The organism is Chromobacterium violaceum ATCC 12472, assembly GCF_000007705.1.
In the GTDB taxonomy this organism is placed as follows: domain Bacteria; phylum Pseudomonadota; class Gammaproteobacteria; order Burkholderiales; family Chromobacteriaceae; genus Chromobacterium; species Chromobacterium violaceum.
In genome coordinates this window covers 1,481,593-1,496,217 of sequence record NC_005085.1, presented here as the reverse complement: position 1 = coordinate 1,496,217, position 14,625 = coordinate 1,481,593, and the positions used below count along the sequence as shown (strand labels likewise).

Sequence of the window (14,625 nt, the reverse complement as noted above, 5' to 3'; positions counted from 1 at the left end):
GTCCTCACTCCATCCGGAACGCCAGCGTGGTCTGCTGCAGCTTCTCCGCCACCATCGCCAGCTCGCGCGTGGCCTGCGAAAACACGTCCACCGCGATGCCGTTTTCCTTGGACATCTGGGCGATGGCTTCCACCCGCCCCGCCAGCTCGGTGCTGGCCTGGCGCTGCTCGCCCACCGCCAGCGCGATCTCGTTGATCACCGACACCACGCCGGCGGCGCGCTCCTCCACCGTGCTGATGGTGGCCGACGCGTTCTCGGCCGCCACCACCACGTCGGCCACGATCTGGCGGCTGCTGCGCATGCCGTCCACCGCCTCGCGCGCACCGTCCTGGATCTTGCCTATCATATTGGTGATTTCCTGCGCCGAACTGGTGGTGCGCTCCGCCAGCTTGCGCACCTCGTCCGCCACCACCGCGAAGCCGCGGCCCTGTTCGCCGGCCCGCGCCGCCTCGATCGCCGCGTTCAGCGCCAAGAGGTTGGTCTGATCGGCCACGTCCTTGATCACGGTGGCGATGCTGCCGATCTGCTGCGCCTGGTCGGACAGCGACTCCAGGCTGTCGGCCGAGCTGGTCACGCTCTCGTTGACGCGCTTCACCCGGGTGGTGGAATCCTGCACGTCCTTGTTGCCGGCCTTGGCCTGCTGGCCGGCTTCCGCCGCCTGCTCGTTGGCCTGGCCGGCATTGCTGGCGCACAGGTCTATGCTGACCGTCAGCTCCTCGATCGACGCCGCGGCGCTGGAGGTGGCGTTCACCTGCTGGCCGATGCTGGCGCTGACCTGCTCGGTGGAGGCGGCCAGTTGCTCGGAGGTGGCCGCCACGCTGGCCGCCGAACGGATGATCTCGCCCACGGTGTTGCGCAGCCGGATCTGGGTATCGGACAGAGAGCGCATCATGTCCGCCACCTCGTCCCTGCCCTGCGCCTTGATGTCCCCGGTCAGGTCGCCGCCGCCCATTTTCTCCATCGCCCGGCAGGCCTCCTTCAGGCTGCCGATGATGCCGTTCTGGATCGCCAGGCCCAGCGCGGTCAGCACCACCAGGCCAACCACCAACACCGTGATCGACATGGTGCGCAGCGCCTGGTACTTGCCCTGCGCATCCTCCAGAGACTTGTCAGCCAGCTTGATGTTGATATTGGACAGCTCGGTCAGCACATCATCGGCCGCCTGAAACAAAGGCCGGCACTGCTTGGACATGATGGCCAGCGCCTTCTTGTTATTCTCGCCGTTGCCGGTATCGGTGTAGCTGAGGTCGCGCACCTGCTTGCACGGCCCCTCCATCGCCGCCCAGGCGGCGTCGAAGCGCTTCAGGCCGTCTACCTCCGGCGGCGTCAGCTGGGTCTGGCGGTATTGGTCGAGAAAACCTTTCATCGCGGCGGAGAACTTGTCGCGATTGACCTGCACCTGGTCCATCTCCTTCTTCTCGCTCTCGGCGATGTAGCGGTAATCGGCGCGGTTGACGTAAGCCGCCTGCTTGGCGGCCTGCCCCAGCAGGTAGACCGGCTTGAGCGCGTTGTCGTGCATGTCGCGGGTCAGATCGAACATGCTGGAAGCGCCGGAAATGCCGTTGAAGCCTATGATCAGCGCCGCCAGCACGCCAAGCACGATCAGGCCGAAGATCTTGGCGCGGATGCTGAATTGGGCGAGAAATGAGATCACGCTATGCTCCCTACTGCTTAGGTAGTTACACATAGCGTTTTAGTTCAGACTAAAACCAATCACCAGACATGATTCGATAAAATTGTCAACATAGGCGCCGAGCGCCGAAGCGCCCGGCTTCTGGAGTCAGACTCTCAGCGATTTTTGGTAGAAAATGCGGCTGTGCCCGGGCGGATAATCGTCCAATTCGCCGAAACGCCGGTAACCCAGGCTTTCGTAAAAGCGCGGCGCCTGGAAGCTGTGGGTGTCGACCCAGGCGCCGACGCAGCCGCGCGTCCTGGCCTCGGCCTCGGCCGCCTCCATCAGCCGGCGGCCCAGGCCCAGGCCGCGCGCGCCGGACGGCGCGGCCAGCAGCTCGGTGTACAGCCAGCCGTAACGGGTATAGCCCCACAGGCCGCCGACCACCCGGCCCGCCTCGTCCTCCACCCGGATCACCAGCGGCCGGTGGTCGCCAGGCCCGACTTGCGCGTCGTTATAAGCCACCAGGGGGGCGGCGATGGCCGCCCGGGTGTCGGCCTCCGCCGCATCGCTCAACACGGTTCTGTACTGCATGTTTTCTCGTTTTATCGTGGTTGGGAAAACCGTTCATTCGACGACGATGCCGACGCCGCGGCCGCGCGGATCGGACGCGGTTTCAGTCTTGCCGCCGACCACCCTCACCGCCTGGATGTCGCCCATGCGCCAGCCCTGGTCCTTCAGCGTGTAGCCCATCGCTTTCAATTCCTGGGCGGCCTGGCCGGCCAGCGGCGCGTACTGGTCGTAGAAAATGGTGTCCTTGGGCAGCAGCTGGTGATGCACGCGCTGCGCCGCCACCGCCTCCTTCAGCGGCAGCTTGTAGTCGTACAGATTGTTCAGCACCTGGAAGATGGAGGTGAAGATGCGCGAGCCGCCGGGCGTGCCGATCACCAGCTCCACCTTGCCGTCGCGGGTGACGATGGTGGGCGACATCGACGACAGCATGCGCTTGCCCGGGGCGATGGCGTTGGCGTCCTTGCCCACCACGCCGAAGGCGTTGGCCACGCCGGGTTTGGCGCTGAAATCGTCCATCTCGTCGTTGAGCAGGAAGCCGGCGCCCTTGACCACCACGCCGCTGCCGAAGTCGAAATTCAGGGTGTAAGTATTGGCCACCGCGTTGCCCCACTGGTCGACGATGGAGAAGTGGGTGGTCTGGCGCGGATCCAGGCCGGGCTTGATGTCCGGCGTCGGCGAGATGGCCGTCGGGTTGATCTCGGCCGCGCGCCGCGCCAGGTAGTCCGGATCGATCAGCTGCGCCACCGGCGTCTTGACGAAGTCGGGATCGCCCAGATAGTCGGCGCGGTCGGCGAACACCCGCTTCTCGATTTCCGCGAGCAAATGGATGTAGCGGGCGGAATTCAGCGCCACGCCGGTGAAGTCCGACGCCCGCTCCTGCTTGATGGTCAGCAGCTGGGCCAGCGCGACGCCGCCGGAGCTGGGCGGCGGCGCGGTGTAGACCGTACGGTCATGCCAGCTGATCCGGACCGGCTCCCGCCACTTGGCGCGGTAGTCGTTGAGGTCGTCGGCGGTGATCAGGCCCTTGTCGCGCTTCATCTGCGCCACCAGAAGCTTGGCGGTCTCGCCCTGGTAGAACTCGGCCGCGCCGTAGCGGGCGATGCGTTTCAGCGTGGCGGCCAGTTCGGGCTGGCGGAAGGTTTCGCCGCCCTTCATCTTGCCGAAGTACTGGGCGAAATTGGTCTTGCCGTCGAACAGCTTCACCGCCTCGTCGCGGTACTGGTATTGGCGGGCGGCCACGGTGAAGCCCTGCTCGGCGTAGCCTATCGCCGGATCCAGCAGCTGCTTCCATTGCAGCTTGCCGAAGCGCTGGTGCGCCTGCCACAAGCCCATCACCGTGCCCGGCACGCCGGCGGCGCGCGCGCCGACCAGGCTCATGTCCGGCACCACCTTGCCGTCCTTGTCCAGGTACATGTCGCGGCTGGCCGCCTTGGGCGCCACTTCGCGGTAGTCGAGAAAATACGGTTTGCCGCCCTGGTAGATGGTCATGAAGCCGCCGCCGCCGATATTGCCGGCCTCGGGATACGTGACGGCCAGGGCGAAGGCGGTGGCCACCGCGGCGTCCACCGCGTTGCCGCCCGACTTCAGGATACGGGCGGCGACTTCGGCGCCGTACTGGTCCGGCGCAGCCACCGCGCCCTGCCCCGCCAGCGCCGGCAGCGCGATCAGCAACAGGCCGCCGCCGGCCAAGGCCTTGCGGGACATGGAAACCCAATTCATAACGCACCTCCTTTGTAAGCAGACACATGATGCTTATGCCATTTATTAAGAAAGTGCGCCACATATTTAACGTAAATTCAGACTGCGGAACATTTCATGCCGAGATGATGGCAAACGGCCGCGTCTATGCCTTGTCCAGCGCCTCCCGCAACGCCCTCACCTGCGACGCAGAGGTTTCCTGCCGCGCATATTCGTCGACGCCGGACGCGCCCATGCCGACGCCGCCGCGCCGGTAGCGCATCGCGCTCGCCACCTGGCCGCGCGCCGACGCGTGGAACTCGATGCAGCCGCTCGCCGCCGCCAGCCCGGCGATATTGCCGGGGCGCACGCCGGCGCCGGGCATCACCGTCAGCCGCCCGCCCGCCTGCTCGCGCAGTCTCGCCAACAGGGCCGCGCCTTCGGGCGCGCTGGCCGCCTGGCCGGAACTGAGCAAGCGGCTGCAGCCGGCGGCGATCACATCCTCCAGCGCCTGCTCCGGCTCGCGCGCCAGGTCGAAGGCGCGATGGAAAGTCACCGCCATCGGCCCGGCCAGCGCGGCCAACTGGCGGGTTCTGGCCACATCGACATCGCCGTCCGCGGTCAGCAGGCCCAGCACCACGCCGTCCAGGCCCAAGCTGCGGCAGACCTCGACGTCGTGCGCCATCGCGTCGAACTCCAGCGCGGAGTACAGGAAGTCGCCCCCGCGGGGACGGATGATCGCGTGCAGGGCGATGTTCAGCCGTCCGCGCGCCATCGCCAGCGCGCCGTAGGACGGCGTGGTGCCGCCTTCGCCCAGGTTGTCGCACAACTCCACTCTTTGCGCGCCGCCCTCCTGAGCGGCGATGCAGGATGCCAGCGAGCCGGCGCAAATCTCCAGAATCTTGTCCATTTCCCTTCCTCTCCATTCTGCAGACCATGCCCAGCGGCCAAGGTGCCCCAAAAACGCGAAAACCGCCGGCGCAAGGCGCGCGGCGGTTTGGGAGCATGGATCAACCGAAACTCAGGTAACTTTCAGCCCGCGGCTGGCGAACAGCGCGCGCGCATGCGCGGCCTGCTCCGCGGTGGGAATCGGGGTGTCGTTCAACTGGTACTCCATGCCCAGCTGCGCCCACTTGTCCTTGCCCAGTTGATGGAAAGGCAGCACCTCCACCCGCTCCACCACGTCGCCAAGCGAAGCGGCGAAATCCGCCAGCTTCTCGATGTCGGCGTCGCCGTCGGTCAGGCCGGGCACCAGCACGTAGCGTATCCACATCTTTTTCCGCAGCCGCTTCAGGCGCAGGGCGAAATCCAGCGTCGGCTGCAGCGGCTGGCCGGTCAGCGCCTGGTACTTTTCCGGATCGGAATGCTTGATGTCCAGCATCACCAGATCGACGTCGTCGAACCACGCATCAGACACGCGCTCGTGCAGGAAACCCTGGGTGTCCAGCGCGGTGTGCAGGCCGAAGCGCTGCTTGATCTCGTGGAAGAGCTCGCCGACGAATTCGTGCTGCATCAGCGGCTCGCCGCCGGAAATGGTGACGCCGCCGGCGAACTTGAGGAAACGGGCGTAAGGCGCCACTTCGGACAAGGCCTGCTCGACGCTGACCTGGCGGCCATTGTGCAGCTTCCAGGTGTCCGGGTTGTGGCAGTACAGGCAGCGGAATTGACAGCCCGAAACGAAAAACACGAAGCGCATGCCGGGGCCGTCGACGCCGGCGCCGCTCTCGGTGGAATGCAAATAGCCTATGGTGTCGGTGCTGACGGCCTGGGCGGTGTAGTCTGCGGCGATGGGTGGGGTCATTGCCGTATCTCCGGTATATCCATGAAAAAGGCGGGGCGTTCCGGAAGGAAGCCCCGCCCATTGCTGCTTGAGGCCAGTATCAGCTTACATCTTGCCGTGGAAGGTGCGGTTGATCACGTCCAGTTGCTGTTCGCGGGTCAGCTTGATGAAGTTCACGGCGTAGCCCGACACGCGGATGGTCAGCTGCGGGTACAGTTCCGGATGCTCCATCGCGTCCAGCAGGGTTTCGCGCTTGAACACGTTCACGTTGACGTGGAAGCCGCCGCCGGCGATGTGGCGCTCGCCTTCGCAGTCGAACGGCGTGCAGTTGGCGCTGCTGAACTCGGTCGGGTGCGCGGAGCAGAAGCCATCCAGGCAGTTGGCCAGGTTCAGGATGCGCTCTTCAGCGGTGTGGCCCAGCGCGTCCGGCGTGGCCGAAGCGGTCCAGCTGATGCCGTCCAGCGCGGAGTCGTACGGCAGCTTGGCCACCGAGGCGCCCGCGGCGACGAAGCCCTTCACGTCGCGGCCGTTCATCGGGTTGGCGCCCGGGGAGAACGGTTCGCCGGCGCGGCGGCCGTCCGGCGTGTTGCCGGTCTTCTTGCCGTACACCACGTTGGAGGTGATGGTCAGCACCGACTGGGTCGGCTTGGAGTCGCGGTAGAAGTACGGCTGGGCCTTGATGCGATCCATGAAGGTCTGGGTCAGCCACACGGCGATGTCGTCGACGCGGTCGTCGTTGTTGCCGTAAGCCGGGTAGTCGCCTTCGATCTTGTAGTCGACGGCCAGGCCTTCCTCATTGCGGATGATGTGCACCTTGGCGAACTTGACGGCGGACAGCGAGTCGGCGGCCACGGACAGGCCGGCGATGCCGCAAGCCATGGTGCGGACGATGTCGCGGTCGTGCAGCGCCATTTCGATGCGCTCGTAGGCGTACTTGTCGTGCATGTAGTGGATGCAGTTCAGCGCCTTGACGTAGGTGGCGGCCAGCCAGTCCATCATCTTCTCGAACTTGGGCATCAGCTCGTCGTAGGTCAGCACGTCGCTGGTGATCGGCTCGAAACCCTTGGCCACCAGCGCGCCGGACTTCTCGTCGCGGCCGCCGTTGATCGCGTACAGCAGGGCCTTGGCCAGGTTGGCGCGGGCGCCGAAGAACTGCATCTGCTTGCCGATCTTCATCGCCGACACGCAGCAGGCGATGCCGTAGTCGTCGCCCCAGTAAGGCAGCATCAGATCGTCGTTTTCGTACTGGATGGCGCTGGTATCGATGGACACCTTGGCGCAGAAGTTCTTGAAGCCCTGCGGGAAGCGGGTGGACCACAGCACGGTCAGGTTCGGCTCCGGCGCCGGGCCCAGGTTGTACAGGGTGTTCAGGAAGCGGAAGCTGTTCTTGGTCACCAGGGTGCGGCCGTCCTGGCCCATGCCGCCGATGGATTCGGTCACCCAGGTCGGGTCGCCGGAGAACAGCTGATCGTATTCCGGCGTGCGCAGGAAGCGGACGATGCGCAGCTTGATCACCAGGTCGTCGATCATTTCCTGGGCTTGCTCTTCGGTCAGCACGCCGGCGGCGATGTCGCGCTCGATGTAGATGTCCAGGAAGGTGGACACGCGGCCGAAGGACATGGCGGCGCCATTCTGTTCCTTGACGGCGGCCAGGTAGGCGAAGTACACCCATTGCACCGCTTCGCGGGCGTTGGCGGCCGGACGGCTGATGTCGTAGCCGTACTTGGCGGCCATCTGCTTCAGTTCGTCCAGCGCGCGGAATTGTTCGGACAGCTCTTCGCGCAGACGCATCACGTCGTCGGTGAAGGTAGCGTTGTCCAGTTCATGGAACACTTGCTGGCGCTCGGCGCGCAGGAAGTCGGTGCCGTACAGGGCCACGCGGCGGTAGTCGCCGATGATGCGGCCGCGGCCGTAGGCGTCGGGCAGGCCGGTGATCACGCCGGACTTGCGGCAAGCCATGATTTCCGGGGTGTAGACGTCGAACACGCCCTGGTTGTGGCTCTTGCGATACTTTTCCCACACTTCCTTGATCATCGGGTCCAGCTTGAAGCCGAAGGCTTCCAGGCCGTTCTCGACCATGCGCAGGCCGCCGTTCGGCATGATGGCGCGCTTCAGCGGGGCGTCGGTTTGCAGGCCGACGATCACTTCGTTGGCCTGGTCTATGTAGCCGGCGTCATGCGCGGTGATGGAGGAGCCGCGGTCGGCGGACACGTCCAGCACGCCCTTGGCGCGTTCCTGCTTCAGCAGTTCGCCCAGGGTATCCCACAGCTTCTTGGTGCGCTCGGTGGCGCCAGCCAGGAAGCTGTCGTCGCCTTCGTACGGCTGATAGTTCAGCTGGATGAAGTTGCGGACATCGACCTTGCTCTGCCAGTCGCCGGCGACGAAATCGCGCCACGGGTTGGCTTGGGTAGCATTCTGAGTGATGGCGTCCATCTGGGTGCCTCCTTCTTGGCTGATCCAGTAAGTGTTAGATATTGAACACATCGTACATTCGGATTCGAAAATTTCGCTTGATCTTAGTCAAGTAGCCCGCCGCTTCCGGCTCGCTTTCGATCCCGCGCCGCAACATGCCGGATGCGTCCAATCTCCTTATTTTCTCAATGGTTTATAGCAAAATCGGCGCGGTACGCCATGTACCGCGCCGACTACATTCGAAATCGAACATTTACATGCCGTTCACCGGCGCAAACGCCTTGCTGCCTTATCAGACCGCCTGCAGCGTGTGGCGTTCCAGCCGGAACACCACCAGGCCGACGCCCACGGCGCCGCCGACGATGTTGCCCAGCGTGGCCGGCAGCATATTGTGCAGGATGTCGCCCCACTCCAGCGCGGCCATGCCCTGCAGCTTGGCCAGCGCGAAGAAAGCCATGTTGGCGATGCTGTGCTCGAAACCGGAGAAGAAGAACACGAACACCAGCAGCATGATGATCAGCAGGCGCGCCGCCTCGTTGGCCAGCCGCATCGGCACCCACACCGCCAGGCAGATCACCCAGTTGCACAGCACGCCCTTCCAGAAGATTTCCATCGTGGACGCGTGCACCTTGTGCTCCACCACATTGAACAGCAGGTGGTTGGCCGGCAGCGCGCCCATGCCGCCGGCGCCGGCCAGCACCGCGACGAACAGCAGCACGCCGATCAGGTTGCCTATATATACCATCGCCCAGCTGCGCAGCAGATTGCAGGTGCGGCAGCGGCCGCTCAGTCGGCCGACAGTGAAATACATCACATTGCTGGTGAACAGCTCCACCTTGCAAACGATGATGCTGACCAGGGCCACGCCGAAGAAACCCGACGTGGCGATGTAATAGCCGGCGTCGCCGGCGGCGAAGAACACCTGGCCCAGTTTCAGGCTGACCGCGAGCACCACGGCGATCAGCGCGCCGGCCATGGCGGCGCTGAGCAGGTAGCGGCCCGGCTCGGACAGCAGCACCTTTTGCTTGCTGGCTGCCTCGTCGACCACGTAGGCGAGTGTAGAGGAGTGGCTCATTTCGTTTCGTCTCTTCAATAGTGGGTAAGCTGGCGCAGATCGGTGCCGGCCCAGCCGTTCGCATCCGATGCGACTTCACGAAAATTTTATGTTCGTTTTAGTAAATTTGTGTTTGATAACAATCAAGCCAATAGTCCATACCCTGCCGAACCCTTGCCGCAGGCGCGTGATCCCCCGCCCTGCTCCCGGCACGCCGATGCAAGAAATACCAAGACGCTGATTTGCAAACCGATTCAGTCAAAGCCGACGCTTTCCGCGCTCGACGGTCCGTCGCGCACGCGGCATGGCGGCCCCGCCACCCGCGCCGCCGCGATGGGATGGCCTGCCTTGGTCGGCGTGAGTCATTCAATTCGAAAAACAAATGTTCATTTTGTTATTATTTATTTTCGAATTCGAACATTTAGCTATCGATTACTCATCGCAACAAGTACTGTTTCGAACAATTCTATTAGAAATCGAACACTCGCCCATAAATGCCAAAAACATACCAGCGCCGCAATCCAGATCACCCACCCGTAAATTCAAACACCTTTAAATTCAATACATTAAAAAAACAGCACCAAGGAGTCCTATTGGAAAACACCTTCAGGAATCGGGACGTCTCTCCATCGCCGCCCCAAGGATCCGCCTCCATCCTCACCGAAATTCAGCGCAAGGGTGTTGCAGAGCAATTACTCCAGAAAACAGTTGGCGCCAAGCAAGGCCTTCATCAAATGCGAAACCTGAAAATTGGCATTTAATTTGAAATTTAAAATAAAACCAAAATTAAAAACCAATAAATGCCATGAAAAAATCAATTAGCTGCAACAAAATGCCGTAAACATTCCAAAAAGCAGGGAATTTACACCTGGCAACCATGTTCATTTGTTCATTTGATGACAAATTTATCTTGATTAGAATCAACTGATGTTCTTAAATGTGTACCTTCCAAACTACAAAGCACTTACGATGAGCGGCAAGTCAACCGGCTAAGCGTCCACCGCTCGGGATCGCACCGGTCAGAACAGCTTTCTCCCGATGGCCTGTTTCCAACGACAAAGGCGCAGGGCATCGGACCCAGTAATTGCGAATATTTCGTTTTGTAAAAGGCACCTATCATGTCTCAAGCAATCGCCTCCACCGCTTCCCGCTCCGGTTCATCCGGCTGGTCCAAGCACGACACCACCTGGATGCTCGGCCTGTACGGCACCGCCATCGGCGCCGGCGTCCTGTTCCTCCCGATCAACGCCGGCATCGGCGGCCTGTGGCCGCTGATGCTGATGGCCATCCTGGCCCTGCCGCTGACCTTCTTCGCCCACCGCGGCCTGACCCGCTTCGTGCTGTCCGGCAGCAAGGAAGGCGCGGACATCACCGAGGTGGTGGAAGAGCACTTCGGTCTCGGCGCCGGCAAGATCATCACCCTGCTGTACTTCTTCGCCATCTACCCGATCCTGCTGATGTACAGCGTGGCCATCACCAACACGGTGCTGTCCTTCCTGAACAACCAGCTGCACATCGAAGTGGGCACCGGCATCGCCACCCGCGCCGTGTTCTCGCTGGCGCTGATCCTGGGCCTGATGTCCATCGTGCGCCTGGGCGGCCAGATGATCGTCAAGGCGATGAGCATCCTGGTGTACCCGTTCGTGGTGGTGCTGATGCTGCTGGCGCTGTACCTGATCCCGCAATGGAGCGATACCGCCATCCGCCACGCCGGCAGCCTGGGCGACGCGCTGTCCAGCGGCGCCTTCTACAAGACGCTGTGGCTGGCCATCCCGGTGATGGTGTTCTCGTTCAACCACTCGCCGATCATCTCGTCCTTCTCCGTCGACCAGCGCAAGCTTCACGGCGATGACGCCGAGCCGGCCTCCAGCCGCGTGCTGATTCGCGCCCACACCATGATGGTGCTGACCGTGATGTTCTTCGTGTTCAGCTGCGTGTTCAGCCTGAGCCCGGCCGACCTGGCCGCCGCCAAGGCCCAGAACATCTCCATCCTGTCCTACCTGGCCAACCACTTCCAAAACCCGGTGATGGAATGGGTTGCCCCGATCATCGCCATGGTCGCCATCAGCAAGTCCTTCCTGGGCCACTACCTGGGCGCCAAGGAAGGCTTCAACGGCCTGGTGATCAAGCAGCTGCGCCAGAACGGCAAGAGCATCGAATCGTCCAAGCTGGACCGCTACACCGCCATCTTCATGATCGTCACCTGCTGGATCATCGCCACCATCAACCCGTCCATCCTGGGCATGATCGAAACCCTGGGCGGCCCGGTGATCGCGATGCTGCTGTTCCTGATGCCGATGTACGCGATCCAGAAAGTGCCGGCGATGAAGAAGTACTCCGGCGCCGCCAGCAACATCTTCGTGACGCTGATCGGCCTGATCGCCATCTCCGCCATCTTCTACGATCTGATCGCCTGATCGTAAGCCAGCGGACCGCGCCTGCTCTCCCTCCCGTCCGGCGAGACCGTCTTGCCGGACAAGCAGGGACTCCCGCGGCCCCGAACACAGCCATGAGGAGGCCCGGCCGCGCCGGGCCCTCCGGAATCGCCCCCACTCACGTGTCGGCAGCCTGACAGGCCGCGGATCGCGCCTGTCTTCCCGCCGCACCCGCTTCAAAGAGGCAGCATCATGTTCAGCATGAGCGACATCTACAAAATCGGCGTAGGCCCCTCCAGCTCCCACACCGTCGGCCCGATGAAGGCCGGCCACCAGTTCCTCGGCGCGCTCAAGGAAACCGGCAAGTTCAACCAGGTCAACCGCGTCCATGTCGACTGCTACGGCTCGCTCGCCCTCACCGGCAAGGGCCACTGCACCGACCAGGCCATCATCCTCGGCCTCGCCGGCAATCTGCCCGACACCGTGGACCCGGACGCCAGCGCCAGCCTGATCGCAGACGTGGAGCAAACCAGCCAGCTGACGCTGGGCCGCACCCACCAGCGCGTGGCCTTCGGCATGGACTTCCACACCGCCAATCTGCCGCTGCACGAAAACGGCATGCAGATCCACGCCTTCGTCGACGACGAAAAAGTCCTGACCAAGACCTACTATTCGATCGGCGGCGGCTTCATCGTCGACGAAGAGCACTTCAACCAGTCCAGCTGCAGCGACACCCCGGTGCCCTACCATTTCGTCACCGCCCAGCAGCTGATCGACATGTGCGAGGAAACCGGCCTGTCCATCGCCGCGCTGGTGATGGAAAACGAGAAAGCCTTCCACGACGTCAAGGACACCCAGGCCCACTTCCGCCGCGTGTGGGAAGTGATGAAGAGCAGCATCGAGCGCGGCATGCGCACCGAAGGCAACCTGCCCGGCCCGATGCGCATCCCCCGCCGCGCGCCCGCGCTGCACCGGATGCTGACCAGCTCGCTCACCGTGGCCAAGGACCCGATGAGCGTGATGGACTGGGTCAATATGTACGCGATGGCGATGTCCGAGGAAAACGCGGCCGGCGGCCGCGTGGTCACCGCGCCGACCAACGGCGCCTGCGGCATCGTGCCGGCCGTGCTCGCCTACTACAACCACTTCATCCAGCCGCTGGACGACGACAGCTGCCTGCGCTTCTTCCTGTCCTCCGGCGCCATCGGCTGCCTGTTCAAGCTGAACGCGTCGATCTCCGGCGCCGAAGTCGGCTGCCAGGGCGAGGTGGGCGTCGCCTGTTCGATGGCGGCCGCCGGCCTGACCGAACTGATGGGCGGCAGCCCGTCCCAGGTATGCATGGCGGCCGAGATCGCCATGGAGCACAACCTGGGCCTGACTTGCGACCCGGTGGGCGGCCAGGTGCAGATCCCCTGCATCGAGCGCAACGCCATCGCCGCGGTCAAGGCCATCAACGCCGCCCGCATGGCCATGCACCGCGTCAGCAGCCCCAAGGTGTCGCTGGACAAGGTGATCGCCGCGATGTACGAAACCGGCAAGGACATGGACGCCAAGTACCGCGAAACCTCCTGCGGCGGCCTCGCGCTGCAGATCAAGGCGGAAAACAAGGTGGTGCCGACCCAGGCCATCCGCTGGATCGACGACGCGGCCTGAGCCCGCGAGTTCCCATCGACGCCGCCGGATTTCCGGCGGCGTTTTTGCATGTGGCGCGAATGGCCACACGGCGCAAGCTCCGCCCAGTCTAACTCTCCAGACATGGAGACCATTCCGGCCTGACAGTTTGAACAAAAACAGACCTGTCTTTTCTATCAGTATTCGCCTATCCCCAGCCCCCCGCGGCACATACTCGCCGCATGAACGGCCCACAACCGTCTCCCGCAAAGCCGCCAGAGCCTACCCGCCCGCACCGGCGTCGCGTCCCGCGAATCCGATGCCAACGATAAAAACCGCTTGCTGCTGTGTCGTTTTCCTCATTGGGGCATGACTCGGCCATGCGCTGATCCTTGCGCAGGGCTGAGGCTTTTCATCAATCCAGAGCAACACGGGCACGCCGCGCCTGGCGCGGGGCCGGTCATGGAGATTCACGATGAGCTTGATCAAGGTTGGCCTTGTCGGCATCGGCGCGCAGATGCAGGAAAACCTGCTGCCGTCTCTTCTGCAGATGCAGGACATACGGATCGTCGCCGCGTGCGACAGCGATCTGGAACGGGCGCGGCGCGTCCACCGCTTCATTTCCGACATCCCGGTGCTCGACAACGTGCCGGCCATGCTGAACCAGGTCCCGCTGGACGCGGTGGTGATGGCGGGCCCGCCGCAGCTGCACTTCGAAATGGGGCTGCTGGCGATGAGCAAGGGCGTCAACGTGTTCGTCGAAAAACCGCCGTGCGCGACGCTGGAGGAGCTGGAAACGCTGATCGATGCCGCGCGCCGCAGCGACGTGGTATCCGGCGTGGGCATGAACTTCAAGTTCGCCCGCCCGGTGCGCCAACTGCGCGAGATGACCCAGGTGGACGAATTCGGCGAGACCCTGCACATCCAGCTCAACCACTACGCCAACAAACCGCGCGCCCCGCTGTGGGGGCTGGACTCCACGCTGCGCTCCTTCCTGCTGGCGCAGGCCATCCACACGATAGACCTGGCCATCACCTTCGGCGACGGCGAGCTGCGCCGCGTGCAATCCAGCGTGCAGCGCCACGACGACGCGCTGATCGTCAAGGCAGACATGGCCTTCTCATCCGGCGCCACCGCCAGTCTGCTGGCCGGAACCAGCTTCCCTTATTTCGAGTTCGACATGAAGCTGGTCAGTTCCAGCTCCACGCTGGTGGAGCTCGACAACCTGTGGAACATCACGCTGCACGAACCCGAACACGCGACCCGCCCCACCGGCGCGGCCAAGCGCTGGCGCGGCGCCTGGCAGCCTGGGCCGCTGGACTCCGGCTACGAGCGCAGCGGCTACCACGGCGAGTTGCACCAGTTCTTCCAGGCGATACGCGAGCACCGCCGCTTCGAGGCGGACTTCGCCAGCCTGCTGCCCACCTACCGCGTGATCGAGGAAATCTGCTCGGCCGACGCCGTGGCCCAGGGCCTGCAAAACGCCCATAGCCGGATACGCACCGGCATCGAATCTCTGTCGCTGTAACCG

The 14,625-nt window shown here is 63.6% G+C and carries 11 protein-coding genes; 4 read left to right on the top strand and 7 right to left on the bottom strand.

Annotated elements, in window-relative coordinates; genetic code table 11:
- Positions 1-4 precede the first annotated feature (4 nt).
- The 7 genes from CV_RS06920 to CV_RS06890 all read right to left on the bottom strand — a co-directional run bounded on the left by CV_RS06920 (position 5) and on the right by CV_RS06890 (position 9,129).
- Positions 5-1,654: a methyl-accepting chemotaxis protein gene (locus tag CV_RS06920; RefSeq protein WP_011134969.1), complete on the bottom strand. Its 1,650-nt coding sequence runs from the start codon at positions 1,652-1,654 to the stop codon at positions 5-7.
- 126 nt (positions 1,655-1,780) lie between these two features.
- Positions 1,781-2,206: a GNAT family N-acetyltransferase gene (locus tag CV_RS06915; RefSeq protein ID WP_011134968.1), complete on the bottom strand. Its 426-nt coding sequence runs from the start codon at positions 2,204-2,206 to the stop codon at positions 1,781-1,783.
- Positions 2,207-2,239: 33 nt separating this feature from the next.
- Positions 2,240-3,904 (bottom strand): gamma-glutamyltransferase, encoded by a 1,665-nt coding sequence (gene ggt / locus CV_RS06910; RefSeq protein ID WP_011134967.1) that lies wholly within the window; start codon positions 3,902-3,904, stop codon positions 2,240-2,242.
- Between the two features lie 124 nt (positions 3,905-4,028).
- Positions 4,029-4,772: a copper homeostasis protein CutC gene (locus tag CV_RS06905; protein WP_011134966.1), complete on the bottom strand. Its 744-nt coding sequence runs from the start codon at positions 4,770-4,772 to the stop codon at positions 4,029-4,031.
- 111 nt (positions 4,773-4,883) lie between these two features.
- Positions 4,884-5,663, bottom strand: a complete 780-nt coding sequence (gene pflA, locus CV_RS06900) for a pyruvate formate-lyase-activating protein (RefSeq protein ID WP_011134965.1) — start codon at positions 5,661-5,663, stop codon at positions 4,884-4,886.
- 84 nt (positions 5,664-5,747) lie between these two features.
- Positions 5,748-8,075 carry a formate C-acetyltransferase gene (gene pflB / locus CV_RS06895; protein ID WP_011134964.1) on the bottom strand — a complete coding sequence of 776 codons (2,328 nt, stop codon included), beginning with the start codon at positions 8,073-8,075 and terminating at the stop codon, positions 5,748-5,750.
- Between the two features lie 271 nt (positions 8,076-8,346).
- Positions 8,347-9,129 carry a formate transporter FocA gene (locus CV_RS06890; protein ID WP_011134963.1) on the bottom strand — a complete coding sequence of 261 codons (783 nt, stop codon included), beginning with the start codon at positions 9,127-9,129 and terminating at the stop codon, positions 8,347-8,349.
- 42 nt (positions 9,130-9,171) lie between these two features.
- On the opposite strand from CV_RS06890, the gene CV_RS23400 reads away from it, so the two are divergent.
- The 4 genes from CV_RS23400 to CV_RS06875 all read left to right on the top strand — a co-directional run bounded on the left by CV_RS23400 (position 9,172) and on the right by CV_RS06875 (position 14,622).
- Positions 9,172-9,648, top strand: coding sequence for a hypothetical protein (locus CV_RS23400; RefSeq protein WP_011134962.1), 477 nt, complete (start codon positions 9,172-9,174; stop codon positions 9,646-9,648).
- 578 nt (positions 9,649-10,226) lie between these two features.
- Positions 10,227-11,525 carry an HAAAP family serine/threonine permease gene (locus CV_RS06885; protein WP_011134961.1) on the top strand — a complete coding sequence of 433 codons (1,299 nt, stop codon included), beginning with the start codon at positions 10,227-10,229 and terminating at the stop codon, positions 11,523-11,525.
- A 210-nt stretch (positions 11,526-11,735) separates the two neighbouring features.
- Positions 11,736-13,136, top strand: coding sequence for an L-serine ammonia-lyase (locus CV_RS06880; RefSeq protein WP_011134960.1), 1,401 nt, complete (start codon positions 11,736-11,738; stop codon positions 13,134-13,136).
- A 433-nt stretch (positions 13,137-13,569) separates the two neighbouring features.
- The gene (locus tag CV_RS06875; RefSeq protein ID WP_011134959.1) at positions 13,570-14,622 is read left to right on the top strand and encodes a Gfo/Idh/MocA family protein; all 1,053 of its coding nucleotides are present in this window, start codon (positions 13,570-13,572) and stop codon (positions 14,620-14,622) included.
- Positions 14,623-14,625: the final 3 nt, after the last annotated feature.